This window comes from Rhizobium sp. RU35A, assembly GCF_900156005.1.
In the GTDB taxonomy this organism is placed as follows: Bacteria; Pseudomonadota; Alphaproteobacteria; order Rhizobiales; family Rhizobiaceae; genus Neorhizobium; species Neorhizobium straminoryzae.
This window is the reverse complement of sequence record NZ_FTMR01000026.1, coordinates 1-18,012: the sequence shown is the minus strand read 5'-3', so window position 1 is coordinate 18,012 and position 18,012 is coordinate 1. Positions and strand designations below refer to the sequence as shown.

Genomic DNA, 18,012 nt, shown 5'->3' with positions numbered 1-18,012 from the left:
CAAGCACGTCAGAAACGGAATGCTGTCACCCGTCGAGTTCGAGAAGCAGCAGAAAATCTAACCCGAGGGTGTCTACGAAACTCGGGGCTATTCAATCTCCGGTGGCAACATGCCCGCGTATTTTTTCTTCCAGTTGAAATAGGTCGCCTGGCTGATCCCTGCCTTCCGGCAGATCTCCGCAACCGTAACGCCTTCATCACCCTGCTTTAAAATGAACGCCTTCTGTGCGTCCGAAAACTGCGATGCCTTCATCCTCTTCCGTTCCTTTCCCAGCCAGGAAAATGCACCGGAAAACTCTAGCCAAAAATGGTCCAGTTTGAAGGGGTCAGATCATTGAGCCTTCCTGCTTATGCTGAGTGTCCGGTCGAAAGTGGGGGCAGTTCACCACGCGATTGAAGCCTCTTCTCGCCACTCGAGGCAATAGGGACAGCTCACAAGGCTCACAGAACCAAAGGCGATGCAAAATCGAATGTGTCCAATCACATCGAGCGTCTCAATCCAGAGCGATGCTATTCAGGACTGAGCAGCCTCTAGCCTATCGATTTTGAAAAGAAATCAGATCGGAGCCGATTTCTAGTCGCTTAGCTGAGGACAATGCCGCCATCCACATTGAGTGTCTGTCCAGTGATGAACGCTGCTTCATCCGAGGCCAGAAACGCTACCGCGCCAACGACATCTTCGGGGTCACCGATACGCCGGAGCGCTGTCTTGTCCTGCCAGGACTTGCGGATCTCGGGATCATCAAGGTTCACGCGGCCCATATCGGTGAGGATGATGCCGGGGCACACGCAGTTGGCAGTGATGCCATCCACGCCGACTTCCTGCGCCAGCACGCGAGTGAAGCCCATGACGGCTGCCTTGGAGGCGGAGTAATGCGCCTGTTCCGGCGCGCCGTGTTTGCCGCCGATGGAGGCAATGTTGACGATGCGGCCATAGCCACGCGCCTTCATTCCGGGCAAGGCTGCCTGAATGACAAGGAAAGTGCCCTTGGCGTTTACATCAAGAACGCTATCCCAATATTCTTCCTTCAGCGCCTCAACACTGCCGGAAATCAGGATGCCCGCATTGTTGACGATGGCATCGATATGCCCGAAGGCGGTTTCCACCTTGGCGACCATGGCTTGCACATCCGCCTTGCCGCTGACATCGGCCAGCGCGATGACGGCACGCTGGCCAAGCGCTTTGATCTCTCTGGCGACATCCCCTAGCGCTTCGCTTTGACGCTCGATATCGTTCAGCGCAACGTCATAGCCGCGCTTGGCAAACCCAAGGGCGATTGCACGCCCGATGCCACGGCTTGCGCCTGTCACCAGAACGGTTCTGCTGGTTGCTGTCATCGTGATGATCCTGATTTAGAGTGCGGTATAGCCACCATCCACCGTCAACACAGTGCCGGTGATGAAGCTCGAAGCAGGTGAGGCAAGGAAGAGAACGGCATTGGCAATTTCGCGTGGCTCGCCCAGCCGCCCCATGGGCGTGCCCGCCATCCAGGCGGCAAACCATTCCGGATTGCTGCGACCACGCAAGGTGAGTTCTGTCGCGGTATAACCGGGGGCCACGGCATTGACGCGCACGCCCGATCTTGCCCATTCCACCGCCAGCGATTTCGTCAGAAGGTTGGCACCCGCCTTGGCCGCATTGTAGGAAATCTGCGGCTGCGGCTGCACGACGATTTCGCCGCACATCGACGTGATGTTGATGATTGATCCTCTGCCTGCCTGAACCATGCGTCGGCCAAACACCTGCGCGCAATGGAACACGCCGGTGAGATCGATATCGATCACCTGCTGCCAGTCCTCGACGCTCATGTCCGAAGCGGGCGCATTGCGAACGATGCCTGCATTGTTGACGAGAACATCAAGGGCAATGCCCTCGCTTTCCAGCTGACCTGCCACCGTCTCGACACTCACCCGTTGGGTGACATCAAGGGTCATGAAAGGCGCGGAGAAGCCTCGTTCGCGAAGCTCGCCCGCAGCGCCTTTGCCTTCACTCGTATCACGATCGGCCAGAATGACCGCAGCTCCCGCCTCGGCAAGCCGCCGGGCAACAGCAAGGCCTATGCCCCTCGCCGCTCCCGTTATCAGCGCCGTCTTGCCATCCAGCCGGAAATCCGCGTCGCTCATGCTTGCGCTCCCGCAGTCGCGACGCTCTTCAGTGCGGGATAGAGTGCCAGATAACGCTGGTAGATGTCGTTATAGAGCGCCATCTCGCGGGTGCGTGGCTCGATGCGTCTTCCCGGACGAACCATCGTCGCAATGCCGTCATCAATGGAGCTGAAGTGCCCCGCTCCATGCGCGGCAAGAACCGCCGCCCCGACGGAGGGCGCATCGCGCGAAGCGGGAACGCAAACCGGCAGACCCGCCGTATCCGCGTGGATTTGCAGCCAGAGATCCGATGCGCCCGCACCGCCGCCAACCGTGATTTCCGTGCCGCGATAACCGGCAGTTGCCATGGCGTCCAAAATGGCGCGGGTGCCGAAACCGATGCCCTCCATGATGGCACGAAAAATGTGGTGCGGCTCATGCGCAAGCGTCAGCCCGATAATGGCACCGCGTGACAGCGGATCTGTATAGGGCGTGCGATTGCCCTGAAAATGATCCTGCACGATTAGGCCATCGCATCCCGGCTCCAGTTCGGCGGCCTTTCGGTTGAGTTCCGCCAGATCCATGGTGCCGTTCATCAAACGACCGAGCCAGGCGATGATGGAACCGGTCGAGGTCTGTCCGCCCTCCACGATATGGCGGTTGGGATAGACGCAATCGCGATAAGTGCCCCAGATACCGGGAGCATACACCGCCTGTTCCGTCACGCCGAACTGAAGGTGAGACGAGCCGGTGATCAATGCCAGCTGCCCCGGCTTTGCCACGCCAAGTCCGATCATGCCGATCAAGGCATCCGCCCCGCCCTGCACCACTTTGACGGAGGGGGAAAGGCCGAGTTCCTGCGCAGCCTTGGCGCTCAGATTGGCAATCACACCGCCCGGCGGCACCACGCGCTGCGGCCATTTTTCCAGCAACGCCGAAAGTCCAAGGCTTTCCACCAGCGACTTCGCCCAGCCGCCGTGTTCCACCTGATAATGCCAGCGCAGCGTCACATTATTCAGGCTGGCGGCCCGCTCACCCGTCAGCCTCAGGGTCATGAAGTCCTGATATTCACAGATCGTATGGGCCTTTTCGAAGATTTCCGGTTCGTTGCGGGCAATCCATAACGCCTTGGGGATCATCCATTCCGCGGAAACCGGACCACGCCCGCCGCCATTCAGGATCAGCGCCGGATCGCCGGTTGCCAGAACCGCATCGGCTTCGCGGTTGGCCCGCACATCCATCCAGATGATGGCGGGGCGCAATGCCTTTCCGTTTTCATCCAACGCCACGACGGTGCAGCTGGTTGTCGCCAGCGTAATGGCCTCAATGTCGGAAGGTGAAACCCGCGCCTCAGCAATCGCACCCTTGGAAGCCTGCACGAAAGCCTTCCACCAGTCTTCCGGGTCCTGCTCGGCCCGGGCTCCGGCCGAAAATCTGGTTTCGTAGGGCACGGCGACGCTGCCAAGGCAGGTGCCCGTCAAATCATAGACACGCGCCCGCAGGCTTTCGGTGCCGCCGTCAGCAGTCAGAAAGTAACCCATCATCTCCTCCCGCACCCTTGTTCCTCCCGGGTGCCAAGTCTGAAATTTGCTATGCGCCTTGCGCTTACCGCGTCACAATCCACCTCCTGTCCTTGTGGACGAAAGCAGGATGTCCTGAACGTCACGCGGCTGATCCCACTGTGGCATATGGCCTGAACGCGAGAGAAGATGGATGGCGACACGCGGCGGTAGCGCCTTGACCTGGCTCCACGGGGTGATGCGATCCTCAAGACCGAAAATGACTTTGACGGGGATTGAAGTTGCAAGCTTTTGCAGGGCGCCGATGATATCCACACGCTGGCCGGACGCACCGTTGATAGCCTCAGCGAGAGCCTTGAGACGCCCTTGACCGAGTTGCTGGTTCAAGGTTTCCAAGGCGGCATCCGACAACGCAACATCATTGACCGAGAGCCTGCGCAGAAGATGCGATAGCTCCCCCTTGGAACCGACAGCCGCCATGCCGCGGATGAAATCACCATCGATCTCGCTGCCCAGACCCGCAGGTGCGATAAGGGTCAGGGAAGCAATGCTTTCCGGCTTTGACAGCGCCAGATCAACCGCAGCCACGGCTCCCAGAGAATGCGCAACAAGATGAAGCCGCTTGACTTGCAGCGCCTGTATAAATTCCGGCAGATCGCGAGACAGGTCTTCGGCAGACTTCGCCTCGATTTCCGTCAGGCCATGACCCGGCAGATCCACCGCAATCACGCGCCTACCTGCCCTTTGCAGGGCGGAAATGGTTGCCGCCCAGGTGGTTCTGTCTCCAGAAAAGCCGTGCAGCAGAACATAGGTTTCGTCCTGTCCGCCACCATCCAAATAGGCAAGACGCCCGGATTTCAGCGAAAGAAACTGCACGCCCTCCCTGGCTGACGCTGCGATTGGGGCAACCTGCGCATTTCGCTCCAACCCAAGTACATCATGCTTCTCGATGCGCCCGCGCCTGCCCGTGCCGGTGATGCCTTGCAAATCGATTCCACGCTGGCGGGCGAGACGGCGCGCCAGCGGCGTTGCCCTCGGTTTCTCAGAGCCAGATGTGTTGCGCGGTGGGGCAGGTGTGGCTGTCGCGGGCTGCGACGAAGCAGCTTGCGGGGCGGGTTTGGCTTCCGCTGTTTCGCCCTGCGCATCGGCCTCTCGCACAAGAATGCGGGCAATCGGTTCGCCCACCGTCACCATCTCTTCTTCGTGGCGCAAAACGCTAACCAGCACGCCATCGTTCAAGGCTGGAAATTCGGCCAGCGTCTTGTCCGTCTCGATTTCAACGATGGCCTCGCCACGCGTGAAGCGCTCTCCCGGTTGCTTCAACCATTTGGAAAGACGCCCCTCCTCCATGGTTTCACCGAGGCGCGGCATGGGCAGATCCACCTCCACACCGGCAGCAGCGACTGGCTCCGGCGCGGGCTCATCGCCCTCTTCCCGGGTCCAGTCCGGCCCCTCGCCCAGTTCCACGCGGGCAATGGGCGTTCCAACTTCAATCGTCTGATCCAGATCCACCAGAATTTCCGTCAGCTTGCCATTTCCCAGTGCGGGAAATTCTGCCACGGTCTTGTCTGTCTCGATCTCGATAATCGGATCGCCACGGCTGAAACTGTCTCCCGGCTTGATCAACCAGCCGACGATCTTGCCCTCGTCCATGGTTTCCCCAAGACGCGGCATCTTGAGAAGTCGCTCGCTCATGACAGCATCTTCTCCGCAACCTCTGCAATCAGCGATGTGGAAGGCACACTGCCGGATTCCAGCTCCTGCGAAACGGAGATCGGAATGTCCTCGCCCGCCACCCGCACCACCGGCTGCTCCAGAAAGTCGAAGCATTCTTCGGAAATGCGCGCCGCAAGCTCTGCCGCCACGCCTGAGGTCATAACCCCTTCGCTGACCACCATGGCCTTACCGACGCGCTCCACATGCTGGCGCACTGTGTCGAAATCCAGCGGGTTCAGCGTGCGCAGATCGATGACAGTGGCCTGAATACCCTTGGCCGCCAGCTTTTCCGCCGCTTCCAGCGCATAGATCACCTGCCTCGAATAGGTCACGATGACCAGATCCCCGCCTTCGCGGCGAACGGCAGCCTTGCCCCAGGGCAGCGGTTCGGCGGTCAGATCCACCTCTTCCTTGCGGGTATAAAGCGCCTTGTGCTCGATGAAGACCACCGGGTCCGGCTTGGTCAGGCTCTGGCGCAGAAGGTGATAGGCATCCTGCACGGTGGCAGGCATGGCAAGGCGAAGCCCCGGCGTGTGCATGACCCAGCCTTCAAGACTTTGCGAATGCTGCGCCCCGGCTGAGCGTCCGGTTCCGCCTTGCGTCCTCAGCACCATGGGCACGCCGATCTGTCCGCCGAACATGTAGCGGATCTTGGCCGCCTGATTGGCGAGCTGATCCATGGTCATGCCGAGAAAGTCGATATACATGAGTTCGGCAACCGGCCTCAAACCCGTCATGGCAGCGCCGACAGCTGCGCCGATAATGGCCGGTTCGGAAATCGGCGTATCGATCAGCCGCTCCGGCCCGTGGGTTTTGATCAGGTCCTTGGTAACGCCATAGGCACCGCCATAGCGCCCCACTTCCTCACCCATGACGACGATGCTTTGATCCTCGTTCATGGCATCGTCCAGCGCCTGACGCAGGGCGTCTCTGTAGGTCATCGCGGCCATTATATGTCTTCCCTGGCTAGAACGCGGTCAATGCGAGTGCGAACGGGCTCCGGCTCCGGTTCCCCCACGGCATAGACATCGCGGAACATGGTGTTGAGTTGTGGCGCCTTGGACTCGACCGTGAAGTCGATCGTGGCATCCATTTCAGCGGCAATCGCACGGTCCGTCTCGTCCAGCGCCGGTTCAGTTTCCAAACCGGTATCGATCAGCTTTTTGCGGGCAAAAAGAACCGGATCCTTTTTGCGGCCCTCGATCTCCTCCGCCTCTTCGCGGTAGGGGCTCTTGTCCATGCGGGCGTGACCGAAGAAGCGGTAGACTTCCACGGACAGGAAGCCGGGCTTGCCATTGCGCGCCTCATCCATCAGCCAGCGGGCGGCGGCCTGCACCTCCTCGACATCCAGACCGTTGACGACGGTGCCATTGAGGCCGAACGCCTTGGCACGCTGATCGAACGCAGTGTTGCGTGTGGCCTGATCGATGCGCGTTCCCATGCCATACTGGTTATTGATGCACACGAAGAGCACCGGCAGGCCCCACAGCGCTGCCATGTTCATGCTCTCATAGAGAATGCCCTGCTGCATGGCCCCATCGCCGAAAAAGGCGACGGATACGGAATCCTGCTTCAGGTGTTTGCTGGAAAGCCCCGCGCCCACCACGGCGGGGATACCGCCACCGACAATGGCGTTGGCACCCAGATGGCCGAGCGCCATATCGGCAATGTGCATGGAGCCACCTTTGCCATGGCAGTAACCGGTTTCCTTGCCCCCGATTTCCGCCATCATGCGCTTGGGGTCTGCGCCGCGCGCCAGGAAAATGCCATGGCCGCGATGGTGGGTGGTGAACGTATCCTGCGGCTTCATGACGGCGCAAACGCCTGCCGCGCTCGATTCCTCGCCGATAGAGAGGTGCAGCATGGAGCCAGCCGATTGGCCACGAATAAACAGTTCGCCAACGCGCTCCTCAAAGGTGCGGATGCGCCGCATTGTGCGGTAGAGACTGCTGAGATTGGTATTGGGTTGAAGGTTCATGGGGGCACTCCGAGAGAAACTGGGCCGGATCGCGATCACAGAAGCCGAAGCTTGGTGGTTCTGGAAACGATGGCGACGGCCACGAGAATGATCAGGCCCTTCACGATGCTCTGGATGTAGGTATCCATGCCGATGAGGTTGAGGCCGTTGTTGATGACGCCGATGAACAGCGCGCCGAAGAAGGTGCCGATGACGGTAGCAGTTCCGGGCCGGATCATCGTCATGCCGATGAAGACGGTGGCCAGCCCATCAAGCAGATAACGTTCGCCCGCGTTCGGCTGGCCGGAGCCGAGACGTGCAGCGAGAAGCATGCCCGCAACGGCGGCAAACAGGCTGCACACCACAAGCGCTGCCGAGCGGTAAAAGCAGCCATTGACCCCGGAAAGTTCAGCAGCCTTCAGGTTGCCGCCAACCGCATAGATGTAGCGGCCAAAAATGGTGCGCTCCATCAGGAACCAGGCCAGGAGCACGAACAGCACCATGGCATAGGCAAGAACCGGAATGCCGAGGAACTGCCCCTGGCCGAGCCAGAGATAGGTATCCGGCAGACCGCCATAGATGGCGCGGCCACCCGTTGTCATGAAGTTCAGCCCGTAAAGAATGGAGCCGGTGGCAAGTGTCGCGATGAGCGATGGGATGCCGATCAAGGTGACCAGCATGGAATTGACCGCACCGACGGCAAAGCCTGCGGCAGTGCCACCCAGAAGCGCCAGCGGCAGCGGCACACCGGAAATCAGCATCAGTGGCACCAGAATGCCAGTCAAACCCACCGTATAGCCGACCGAGAGATCCATCTCCTTCGCGCCGAAGCCGAAGGTCAGGCCAGCGCCGACAATGGTCAGCATGGAAATCTGCTGCACGATGTTCAGCAGGTTGGAGGTGGTGAGAAACCGGTCCACTGTCAGGGCAAAGCCAAGGAACAGGATGACCAAGGCAATCAATGTGCTGTATTTCAGCAACCACTGGCTTTTGCCCTTGTCTGTAGCGTGCGGACGAATTTCTGCCGCTGGGCGTGCCTGCGCGCTCATAATGTCACTCCTGCCATGGCTGCGATGAATCGGGATTCGGAGAAGGCGGCTCTTTCGATTTCGGGGCCTGCCCTGCTGGAAACGAAGGGGATCACACGATCGGAAATCTCGGCGATTTCCATGAGGTCCGACGAGGCAACGATTATAGCCGCCCCTTCTGACGCCATTCGTTTGAGATGGCGGTGGATTTCGCGCTTCGCCCCGATATCCACCCCTTCAGTCGGCTCGACGAAGATCATCAGGTTGTAGCGATCCGGCGTGCCGTAGAGCCACTTGCCGATGGAAACCTTCTGCTTGTTGCCGCCGCTGAGATCCCTGATCTTCTGGGCGGAGGAATGCGCCTTCACATTGAAGAGCGACATGGCATTGCGGGCATGCGTCTCTTCGCGGACAGGAGACAGAATGCCGGTTTTACCCAGCGCGCCGCGGGCCGGATGCACCATGGCAAGGTTTTCCCGCACATCCCAATCGCCAATCAGCGAGTTTTCCATGCGCTGGTCGGGAATGAAGGCAACGCCATTGGCCTTCATGATGCGCGCGCTGAGATTTGGAACCGATTTGCCTCGAAACAGCGTTGTGCCGGAAATGAACCCTTCGCCCGTGTAGAGTGAGCGTGCAAATCCGAAATGCCCTGCTCCCGTCAGCCCGATCAGGCCAAGGATTTCGCCTTCCCGAAGGATTAGACCGTCAACCTCGACACCACCAACTTTCCAGCTGGAAAGTTGCAGGACCACGGGGCCGAAAGGGCGCTGTTCATGAATGGCCTGCTGGCTTGTTGCCTGACCGCTTCGCTGCAACATCAGGTCTACCAGCTGCGCCTCTGTAACCTCTGGTGCCGGAAGCGTTGTAATGTGACGCCCATCGCGCAGCACGGTGATGCGATCGCTCAGCGCTTTCACTTCCGAGAGAAAGTGACTGATTAGCACAACACCGACGCCGCGCTTCGGCAGAGAGCGGATGATGCGCCAGAGGTTTTCCTTTTCGCGGGCCGGAAGCGTCGCCGTTGGCTCATCAAGGATCAAAAGCTTGATGTCGCCGCGCAGCGCACGAACAATCTCGATCACCTTCTGGTCCGCCATCGGCAGATATTCCACCGGCTCGGACAGATTGATAGATACGTCTGGAAACCAGTGGGCCATGAGGTCCGCCGCCCGCTTTTCCAGACGGCGCTTGTCGATGATGCCGAGCCGGTTGCGGGGCTCGTCGCCCAGCAGAATGTTTTGTGCACCGGAAAGGCTGGCGACGAGGCTGCCTTCCTGGGAAACATGCGCAATGCCCTTGCGAAGCGCATCGCCAGCGCTTGTCAGTTCTGCCTTTGCGTCGTTGATGTAAAGCGTGCCTTCCGTCGGCTGCTTGCTGCCGCCGAGAATGCTGACAAGGGTGGTTTTACCCGCACCGTTTTCACCGATCAGGCCGTGCACCTCATGAAAGGTGAAATCGGCATCCACATGATCCAGCGCCCGCGTACCGGGATATTGCATGGTAATTCCGGAGAGCCTGACCGACATCCCATCTTCTCCGTTTCAACGGGGCCAAGCGGCCTGAAGCACACGAGGCAAAAGGGGTGCGACCGGCCGGGCCAGCCGGTCGCCTGGTTACGACGTAGGTGTTACTTGGGCAGGAAGTCTTTGCAGTTCTGCTTGGTCACCAGCGGCGCATCCAGATAAACTGTCTTGGAAGGAATGACCTTGGCTGCGTCCTGCTTCTTGACGACGATATCCTCGATCCACTGCCCCGCCTGCGCGCCCATCTTTTCGAAGGGCTGGGAAACGGTCGCAATCAACATGCCATCCGGCTTGCAGACTTCGGCAATGGCCTGCGGGTGTCCGTCAATGCCGATGACCTTGACCTTGGTGAGACCAGCGGCCTTCAACGCATTGATGGAAGCCTGTGCCGGCTCATCCCACGGGGCCCAGACGGCATCGATCTTGTCGCCGAAGCGCGATGCATAGTCCTGCATGGTTGTCGTCGTATCTTCGAAGAAGGCCGTGTACTTGATGTTGTGCTCGGCCAGCACCTTCACATCGGGATATTCCTTCAGGATCGTCGCCATTACATCACCGCGCTTGCGGGTGCCATGGTGTTCGGCCATGCGCAGGAAGATGATGTTGCCCTTGCCGCCCAGCTCGTTCAGCAGATAGGGCGAAACGTCGGCAGACATGGCCCAGTTGTTGGTGGTGATATCGGCCAGAACGCCGGTCACATAGCCGCTATCGACCGTAATGATCGGGATCTTCGCCTTGACTGCTGCATCGATGGCCGCGCGCGAGGCGCGCAGATCAGCCATGGTGATGATGATGGCATCGACACCGCGCGACGCTGCATCCTGCAGGTTGGATGCCGTGCGCTCGCCAGAGCCACCGCTATCAAGAACGCTGACCTTCCAGTCCTTGGATGTGGATTTGAGCCAGGCATCAAAGCCAGCCTTTACCCGCTGTTCCGATTGGGCGGCAGCGTTGGAATGAACCCAGGCGATGTTGGTGGCCTGGGCATTTACAAAACTCAACAGAAGGCCTGCGGCGGCGGCGAATGCCGTCCTCCGGAAAAACATAGACATTGCTGATCCTCCTCGCGGGTATGAGATTGACCCGCCCAATTTTTCGCGCTCCCTACGCGAATGGCATTAGTGATATTCACATCGTTACATTTGTCAACTACAATTACATTTGTCACAGGGAGGAAGGATTTTGAGCGAGAATGACGACGACCTGATGGTGCGCGTGGCCTGGTACTACTATGTCGGCGGCCTCAACCAGGAGATGACGGCCTCGCGGCTGGGGCTGACGCGCGCCCGTGTGAACAAGATGCTGTCCGAGGCGCGGGAGACGGGCTTGGTCAGCATCTCGATCGATCACCAGCGCGCAGGCACCATGCCGCTAGAGACAGAGCTGGAGCGACGCTTTGGCCTGGATTTCTGCATTACAACACCGGCTTTTGGTTTCACTGGATCAGACACTGGTTCCGAAGTTCGACAGCAGATCGCGTTCCGGGCCGTTGGCGTGGCTGCTGCCAATTATCTCAAGAAGCTGTTGATCGAGCAGGATCAGATAACCGTGGGAACAGGTTGGGGACGTACAATCGAACAGATGACGCTTCAACTTGGAGGTGTGAGAGCCCCGCACGCCCGTTTCATCTCCATGATGGGTTCACTGACGGCGAACAATGCCTACAACCCGTTCGAAGTGGTTCATAGCCTTGCACGGCGCACCGGCGGGGAAGGTTTTTTTCTACCCGTTCCCTTCATTGCAGACAGTATCGAGGACCGAAAGGTACTCATGTCGCAGCGCTCGGTGATGAGGGCTATGGAAATCGCTCATTCTGCTTCGGTCTGCTTCATCAGTGCTGGAGAGTTGACCGAACGGTCACTGCTGAGGCTGCAAGGCATGATCAGCAAGGCAGAGCTTGAGAGCCTGCGGGAGGCCGGAGCGATTGGAGATACCAACGGGATTTTCTTCGATGCGAATGGCCAGGAGGTCAGTCACAGTTTGAGTGAGCGAACGATTGCAGTCGGAATGGCCGAACTTAGAAAGATAAAAGTCGTGCTTCTTATAGCCGGTGAAGAAAAGGCAATCGCAGCTCGAGCCTTGTTACGCAGCGGGATAGTCAACGGCTTGATCATCGATGGAGATGCTGCGCAAGGGTTGGATACTATCGGAAAATGAATGTGTGTCCTACCGCGGCAAGTAGGTATGTGTTCAGGCACTGACAGTCTACCGTCTGTATTGCCAAGGCAGCCCTTGTGTCTGCTGTTCCACCGATCATACGCAAGACCGCCTCCAGTCCGGAAGTTCTGGCGACGAAGGTGTTTGACGGCTTCCGGTCCGCTCCGGCCAGGAGCCGCACACAATAATTTCGTACTGTTCCGGAAAACCACTTCTACGTTCGAACTCCGTAGTCACAGAACATGTACCCAGATTGAATTTCCCTGGAAGTCCTCGCCATGAGCAGCGCATCTCCTAGGGGTATACGTGCTGAGACAGCATCCGTGAGACATATTCAGTGTGTCATTTGGACGATCTTCGCGTTTTGAGACGCGGCGTCCCGAGCGTCTAGAAGTAAATGAGACGAAATTGGGCAAGAGCAGCCCTAGGCGGGTAGGGGCGGCTAAACTGCAAGCTGATCAGGAGATTCTAGCACAAACCGTCTTGAAACTATCCATGATTTTGTGGATTTTCCAGTAGCTTAACAAAAATCAGATAACCAGAATTATGGAACAAAAGAGCCATACTCAATCCGCTGAACTAATCAGCACGCCTCGTTTCTTCTCTGCCTGCGATTTCTTGAAACACGGTTGTCAGGTTGGCGTCGACTACCTGACATAACGTTGCTTTGGGGCGCTCGCCGACCCGCATGATCATCGTGAAACAATGAGCGCCCCTCAATCCGCATAGAAAGAGATCGTCCTCTCGCTTGACTTGTTTATTTAACGCGTTTATTTAACGAGTAAGATTTATGAATCAAGGAAAGACTCATGCCCAGACCCGCGTTGACGGAAGAGGAAATCCGCAGCTTTCGCAGGACAATCCTGGCGGCGGCAGCAAAGATCGTGGGCCGGGAAGGTCTCGCCCGATTGTCGATGCGCGGGCTGGCAGATAGCCTCGGCATGACGGCAGCTGCGCTCTATCGCTACTATCCGAGCAAGCAGGACCTGATCATCGACTTCTGCCGCGACGCGATCACCGACCTCAGAAATCGCTTCGGCGAAATTCATCGGACCACGGAAGATCCGCTGTCTGCCATTCGTTCGATGATGACGGCCTATGCCCGTTTTGGCCTTGAGGACCGTGATCGTTTTCGGATGCTTTTCCTGGAAAATGACCAGGGCCTGACCTCGCCTTTGATGGAAGACGAGGAAACGATGCTGCCGTATCGCCAGCTTGTCGAGCAGGTCGCCAAGGCTGCTGCCGCGGGCCTTATTGTTACGGCTGACAGCGAACGATCGACGCAGACTATCTGGGCCAGCGTCCATGGCATTGTGACCCTCGCTTCCACCTTCAATGATTTCGATTTCGGCAATGTCGATCAGCTCGTCGACGAGACGATCGAACTGCTTATCCGTGGGCTGCGCTCGCAAGGAGCCGCACAATGAAGACCAGCATCTCGAAATACGTTGCTCTCTTCGGCGCCCTCGGACTGCTTGTCGGGTGCAGCGAGGCCGCGCCGGAAGCCAAGGCACCACGGCCGATCAAGTCGGTCGTCGCCGAGATCCGTTCGATTGGCGAGACCGTCAGCCAGACCGGCGAGACCCGTCCACGCTACGAGACGCCGCTGAGTTTTCGTCTCAATGGTCAGTTGACCTTCCGCGTCGAGAACGGCGTCGAGGTCAAGGCCGGAGAATTGCTCGCCAGCATCGACAAGGTGCCCTCGCAGAATAACGTGCTGACCGCACGCGCCGAACTGGCCACCGCTCAGTCGGCGCTGGAGTTTGCCCGGCTGACCGCCGAGCGTAACCGTGAACTCTTCTCCAAGAACGTCATTTCGAGAGCACAGCTGCAGGAGGCGGAAGCCAACCTTCAGACAGCGCAAGCGCGTTTCGCAGGCGCTACGACGGCTTTATCGACGGCAGAGGAGACGCTGACCTATACCGAGATCAAGGCGCCGCGCGACGGCATAGTCTCGGCCGTCGGCGCCAATGTCGGCCAGATCGTGCAAGCCGGGCAGCAGGTGGTTACCATCATTTCCAATCAGGATCGCGACGCCGTTTTCGATGTACCCGAGCGACTCCTCAACGACGGCGCAGGGACGACCGAGGTAAAGGTCAGTCTGATTTCCAACCCGGCCGCCACGGCAACTGGCACCATCCGCGAGGTGACGCCCTCCGCCGATCCCGTCACACGGACCTTCCGGGTGAAGGTGTCGCTCGACGACAAGGGCCAGCGCATGCCGTTCGGCGCCGCCGTGCTCGGCACCATCGTACTGTCGCCGAAGGAGCTGGTTGAGCTCCCCGCCTCGGCACTCACCAACAAAAACGGCGCCACGGCCGTCTTCGTTTTCGACAAGACATCGAGCAAGCTCTCTTATCGGACTGTTCAAATCGACCGATACGACGACCAGAACATCTATGTCGCCTCCGGCCTCAACACGGGCGACATCGTCGCCACAGCCGGTGTCAGCAAGCTGCGTGACGGCGAAGTGGTCAAGCTCGAGGCACGGGAGGGTCAGTGATGGGCAAGACATCGCAGCCGCATGGCAAAAAGTTCAATTTGTCGACCTGGGCCCTGCAGCACCAGTCACTGGTCATCTTCCTGATGATCATGACCATGATTGCCGGCGTCTGGAGCTATCAGCGCCTGTCCCGCAACGAGGACCCGCCGTTTACCATCAAGACCATGGTGGTCTCGGCACTCTGGCCGGGTGCCAGCACCTCAGATACGGTCAATCTTTTGACCGAGAAGCTGGAAAAGAAGCTCTCGGAAACACCCTATCTCGACCATACCCAAAGCTATTCCCGTGCGGGACAGTCGGTGATTTTCGTCAACCTGCGGGACGATGCCCCGCCCGCCGAGGTCTCCGACGTCTGGTACCAGGTCCGCAAGAAGATCTCCGATCTCGCACCCACCCTGCCCCAGGGCGTGCAGGGTCCCTTCTTCGACGATGAATTCGGCGACACCTTCGGCAGCATCTACGCCTTCCAGGCGGAGGGCTTCTCCAAGCGCGAACTGCGTGACCGCGTCGAAACCGTGCGGGCGGAGCTCTTGTCGATCAAGGATATCGGCAAGGTGAATGTGCTCGGCGTCCAGGAAGAAGAGATCGTCATCGAATTCTCCTCGGCCAAACTCGCGAGCCTTGGCGTCGATCCTGCCGCTGCCATGGAAGCGATCCGGGCACAGAACTCGATCACGCCCACGGGTTCGGTGCGCACCGAAAGCGAAAAAATCTCGCTGCGCGTCAGTGGTGCCTTTGCCTCCGAAAAGAGCCTGCACGATCTGACCTTCCGCGTCGGCGACCGCTTCATTCGGCTCGAAGACGTCGCCAGCATCGACCGCCGCCTCGTCGATCCGCCGGCGCCGGCCTTCCGGGTCAACGGTGAGCCGGCCATCGGTCTCGCCATTTCCATGTCCGAAGGCGGCAACCTGCTTGCCTTCGGCGATACCCTCAAGACCCGCATGGCCGAGATCGCCGCCGAACTGCCGCATGGCATCGAGATGATCCAGGTGGCCGACCAGACCACTGTCGTCAAGGAGGCCGTCGGCGGCTTCGTCAAGGTGCTAATCGAGGCGATTGTCATCGTGCTCGCCGTCTCCTTCGTCTCGCTCGGAACCCGGGCCGGCCTCGTCATCACCGCCTCGATCCCGCTCGTACTGGCCATGACCTTCTTCGGCATGGACCTCGCCGGCATCGGTCTGCAGCGTATTTCGCTGGGCGCCCTGATCATCGCGCTTGGCCTTCTCGTCGACGATGCCATGATCACTGTGGAAAGCATGGTTTCCAGCCTCGAGAATGGCGTGGACCGGGCGGTCGCGGCAAGCCATGCCTACGAGACCACTGCCTTCCCGATGCTGACGGGCACGCTGGTCATGATCGCTGGCTTCATCCCGGTCGGTTTCGCAGCGTCGAGCGCAGGTGAATACACCTTCTCGCTGTTCATGGTTGTCTTGATCTCGCTTCTCGCGTCCTGGATCGTCGCGGTGCTCTTCTCGCCGCTGCTCGGCACCTGGATCCTGCCCACGACCATGCCGCGCCATACCGAACAGGACGGACGCGTGATGGCCGCCTACAAGCGGGTGTTGAACTGGTCACTCAGCCATCGCTGGCTGACCTTGGGAACGGCGGTCGCGCTGCTCGTCCTTTCCGGCTTTGGCGCGACCAAGCTTGAGGAACAGTTCTTCCCGGCCTCCGACCGCCCCGAACTGCTCGTCAGCCTGACCCTGCCACAGAACGCCTCCCGCGAGGCGACCGAGGAGCGGGCCCGCAAGCTCGAGGACCTGCTGAAGGCGGACGGCGACGTCGCCAACTTCACCACCTATGTCGGCTCGGGTTCGGTCCGCTTCTACCTGCCGATGGATCTGCTGCTGGAAAACGACAATGTCAGCGAGACCGTCGTCGTCACCAAGGGCATTGACGAACGCGACGCCGTGCGCGCCCGCCTCGAGGAGGCAATGCGGAAAGACTTCACCGACGTCACCACCCGTGTCTCGCCGCTCGAACTGGGTCCCCCGGTCGGCTGGCCGCTGAAATACCGTGTCACCGGCGAAGACTACAAGACGGTGCGCGAACTGGCGCTGAAGGTGGCCAACATTGTCGGCGAAAATGCCAATACCCGCGACGTCAACCTGACGGCTGGCGAACCGCAGCGGCGCGTGACCGTCGTCGTCAACCAGATCGAGGCGCGGGCGCTGGGCATGAGCTCGGAGTCGGTGGCGAGCGAAATCTCTGCCATCTTCGCCGGCTCGACCATCACCAGCGTCCGGGACGGCGACCGGCTGGTCAATGTCGTGGTCAAGGGTATCGAGACCGATCGCACGTCGATCGCGACGATCGGCAACATCAACCTGCGTGGCAGCAATGGCCGTTCGGTGCCGCTGCGTCAGGTCGCGACGATCGAATACGGCCTGGAAGAACCGGTCATCTGGCACCGTCAGGGCCGTCCGATGATTGTCGTCCAGGCGGACGTTCCCAAGGGCATGCAGCCAGCGACCGTTGCCGCAGAGGTCAACGCCTCGCTCGACGCGCTCAGGGAGACCCTGCCGATCGGCTATGCAATCCAGTCGGGAGGCATCACCGAAGAAGCGGCCAAGGGCAATGCCTCGGTCTTCGCAGTACTTCCGATCATGCTGATCGTCATCGTCGCGCTGCTGATGGTCCAGCTGCAGAGCTTCTCGCGCATGGGACTTGCGATCGCCATGGCACCCTTCGGCCTAATCGGCGTGGTGGCCGCCATGCTGCCGACCGGCACGCCAATGGGCTTTGTCGCGCAGCTCGGCGTGATCGCGCTCTCTGGCATGATCATCCGCAACGCCGTCATCCTCATTCAGGAAGTGGATCAGAATGTTGCCAAAGGTGAGCCGATCCGTGAGGCAATTGTGCATGCCGCTGTCCATAGGTCGCGGCCGATCCTGCTGACGGCACTGGCCGCCATCCTCGGCATGATCCCGATTGCAGTCCAGATCTTCTGGGGCCCGATGGCCTATGCCATCATCGGCGGACTGGCAGCAGCCACCGTGCTGACGCTGACACTCCTGCCCTGCCTGCTGCTCTGGCTGCTTTCTGTCGAACAGGCAAAGGCGGCTGGGTCGGGTGATGCTCCGATGAAAGGGGCCCTTGCGCATGATCGATAAAGAGATAGCCAAGGCAGGCTCCCTCCCCGACAAACAGACGATGGCGTTTCAGCGGCTCTTTTGTCCCCAATGTGAGGAAAGCGAACAATCAGCCAATCGAGTCAAGTGTTTGTCTGAATTTTCAGACAGTCGAACGCCAATCGAAAGTCAGCCCCTTGTATCAACTAAAATATTACGCGATATGTTTATTCGATTCAGCTTAATAATTGCGGCGCGTGGCGAAGGCGTTAAATAAGTTGCAGTCATATGCATAACCATTGCTAGGTGTATTCAGTGATACAACTAGATAGGGGTCGTATATATTGGACACAGCTGGAGTCGCGTAATTGGAAATTCTGTTTTTCCTCTTCCTTGGAAAGCCGCTCTGGATGTGGCTCGTCTTCATGGGCCTGGTTGTGGCTCTGCTCG

The 18,012-nt window shown here is 59.3% G+C and carries 13 protein-coding genes and 1 pseudogene; 4 read left to right on the top strand and 10 right to left on the bottom strand.

All coding sequences use genetic code 11. The features are described 5' to 3' along the window. Positions 1 to 90: 90 nt before the first annotated feature. From F3H95_RS26260 to F3H95_RS26215, 10 genes and pseudogenes are all read right to left on the bottom strand, one after another. Positions 91 to 252, bottom strand: a pseudogene (locus F3H95_RS26260) (transposase); the annotation flags it as partial. A 329-nt stretch (positions 253 to 581) separates the two neighbouring features. After that, positions 582 to 1,337 (bottom strand): SDR family NAD(P)-dependent oxidoreductase, encoded by a 756-nt coding sequence (locus F3H95_RS26255; protein ID WP_143124812.1) that lies wholly within the window; start codon positions 1,335 to 1,337, stop codon positions 582 to 584. A gap of 15 nt (positions 1,338 to 1,352) precedes the next feature. Further along, a complete protein-coding gene (locus F3H95_RS26250) occupies positions 1,353 to 2,123 on the bottom strand; it encodes an SDR family oxidoreductase (protein ID WP_149748131.1) in 771 nt (256 codons plus the stop codon). Then, complete coding sequence (locus F3H95_RS26245) at positions 2,120 to 3,625, bottom strand: FGGY-family carbohydrate kinase (protein WP_143124814.1); 1,506 nt, start codon at positions 3,623 to 3,625, stop codon at positions 2,120 to 2,122. The genes F3H95_RS26250 and F3H95_RS26245 overlap by 4 nt, the downstream gene beginning before the upstream one ends. Positions 3,626 to 3,697: 72 nt before the next feature. Continuing rightward, positions 3,698 to 5,299: an acetoin dehydrogenase dihydrolipoyllysine-residue acetyltransferase subunit gene (locus tag F3H95_RS26240; protein WP_143124815.1), complete on the bottom strand. Its 1,602-nt coding sequence runs from the start codon at positions 5,297 to 5,299 to the stop codon at positions 3,698 to 3,700. Beyond that, positions 5,296 to 6,270: a pyruvate dehydrogenase complex E1 component subunit beta gene (locus tag F3H95_RS26235; RefSeq protein ID WP_185969779.1), complete on the bottom strand. Its 975-nt coding sequence runs from the start codon at positions 6,268 to 6,270 to the stop codon at positions 5,296 to 5,298. The genes F3H95_RS26240 and F3H95_RS26235 overlap by 4 nt, the downstream gene beginning before the upstream one ends. Next, positions 6,270 to 7,298 (bottom strand): thiamine pyrophosphate-dependent dehydrogenase E1 component subunit alpha, encoded by a 1,029-nt coding sequence (locus F3H95_RS26230; RefSeq protein ID WP_143124817.1) that lies wholly within the window; start codon positions 7,296 to 7,298, stop codon positions 6,270 to 6,272. Before F3H95_RS26230 ends, F3H95_RS26235 begins: the two co-directional genes overlap by 1 nt. Positions 7,299 to 7,333: 35 nt before the next feature. Then, complete coding sequence (locus F3H95_RS26225) at positions 7,334 to 8,326, bottom strand: ABC transporter permease (protein WP_149748130.1); 993 nt, start codon at positions 8,324 to 8,326, stop codon at positions 7,334 to 7,336. Beyond that, positions 8,323 to 9,834 (bottom strand): sugar ABC transporter ATP-binding protein, encoded by a 1,512-nt coding sequence (locus F3H95_RS26220; RefSeq protein WP_143124819.1) that lies wholly within the window; start codon positions 9,832 to 9,834, stop codon positions 8,323 to 8,325. Before F3H95_RS26220 ends, F3H95_RS26225 begins: the two co-directional genes overlap by 4 nt. A gap of 101 nt (positions 9,835 to 9,935) precedes the next feature. Next, a complete protein-coding gene (locus F3H95_RS26215; RefSeq protein ID WP_143124820.1) occupies positions 9,936 to 10,883 on the bottom strand; it encodes a substrate-binding domain-containing protein in 948 nt (315 codons plus the stop codon). Between the two features lie 130 nt (positions 10,884 to 11,013). Between F3H95_RS26215 and F3H95_RS26210 the strand changes: the two genes are divergently transcribed. The 4 genes from F3H95_RS26210 to F3H95_RS26195 all read left to right on the top strand — a co-directional run bounded on the left by F3H95_RS26210 (position 11,014) and on the right by F3H95_RS26195 (position 17,604). After that, complete coding sequence (locus tag F3H95_RS26210) at positions 11,014 to 11,988, top strand: sugar-binding transcriptional regulator (RefSeq protein ID WP_143124821.1); 975 nt, start codon at positions 11,014 to 11,016, stop codon at positions 11,986 to 11,988. 809 nt (positions 11,989 to 12,797) lie between these two features. Beyond that, positions 12,798 to 13,415, top strand: a complete 618-nt coding sequence (locus F3H95_RS26205; protein ID WP_143124767.1) for a TetR/AcrR family transcriptional regulator — start codon at positions 12,798 to 12,800, stop codon at positions 13,413 to 13,415. After that, entirely contained in the window at positions 13,412 to 14,491 is a 1,080-nt protein-coding gene (locus F3H95_RS26200) for an efflux RND transporter periplasmic adaptor subunit (protein WP_143124766.1), read from the top strand. Before F3H95_RS26205 ends, F3H95_RS26200 begins: the two co-directional genes overlap by 4 nt. Further along, a complete protein-coding gene (locus F3H95_RS26195; protein ID WP_149748129.1) occupies positions 14,491 to 17,604 on the top strand; it encodes an efflux RND transporter permease subunit in 3,114 nt (1,037 codons plus the stop codon). The genes F3H95_RS26200 and F3H95_RS26195 overlap by 1 nt, the downstream gene beginning before the upstream one ends. Positions 17,605 to 18,012 lie beyond the last annotated feature (408 nt).

What these genes read in the sequence shown, in the direction of transcription:
- F3H95_RS26240 (WP_143124815.1), bottom strand. Translation starts at nt 5,299, where the DNA reads ATGAGCGAGCGACTTCTCAAGATGCCGCGTCTTGGGGAAACCATGGAC.
- F3H95_RS26220 (WP_143124819.1), bottom strand. Translation starts at nt 9,834, where the DNA reads ATGTCGGTCAGGCTCTCCGGAATTACCATGCAATATCCCGGTACGCGG.
- F3H95_RS26250 (WP_149748131.1), bottom strand. Translation starts at nt 2,123, where the DNA reads ATGAGCGACGCGGATTTCCGGCTGGATGGCAAGACGGCGCTGATAACG.
- F3H95_RS26245 (WP_143124814.1), bottom strand. Translation starts at nt 3,625, where the DNA reads ATGGGTTACTTTCTGACTGCTGACGGCGGCACCGAAAGCCTGCGGGCG.
- F3H95_RS26205 (WP_143124767.1), top strand. Translation starts at nt 12,798, where the DNA reads ATGCCCAGACCCGCGTTGACGGAAGAGGAAATCCGCAGCTTTCGCAGG.
- F3H95_RS26225 (WP_149748130.1), bottom strand. Translation starts at nt 8,326, where the DNA reads ATGAGCGCGCAGGCACGCCCAGCGGCAGAAATTCGTCCGCACGCTACA.
- F3H95_RS26195 (WP_149748129.1), top strand. Translation starts at nt 14,491, where the DNA reads ATGGGCAAGACATCGCAGCCGCATGGCAAAAAGTTCAATTTGTCGACC.
- F3H95_RS26215 (WP_143124820.1), bottom strand. Translation starts at nt 10,883, where the DNA reads ATGTCTATGTTTTTCCGGAGGACGGCATTCGCCGCCGCCGCAGGCCTT.
- F3H95_RS26230 (WP_143124817.1), bottom strand. Translation starts at nt 7,298, where the DNA reads ATGAACCTTCAACCCAATACCAATCTCAGCAGTCTCTACCGCACAATG.
- F3H95_RS26200 (WP_143124766.1), top strand. Translation starts at nt 13,412, where the DNA reads ATGAAGACCAGCATCTCGAAATACGTTGCTCTCTTCGGCGCCCTCGGA.
- F3H95_RS26235 (WP_185969779.1), bottom strand. Translation starts at nt 6,270, where the DNA reads ATGGCCGCGATGACCTACAGAGACGCCCTGCGTCAGGCGCTGGACGAT.
- F3H95_RS26255 (WP_143124812.1), bottom strand. Translation starts at nt 1,337, where the DNA reads ATGACAGCAACCAGCAGAACCGTTCTGGTGACAGGCGCAAGCCGTGGC.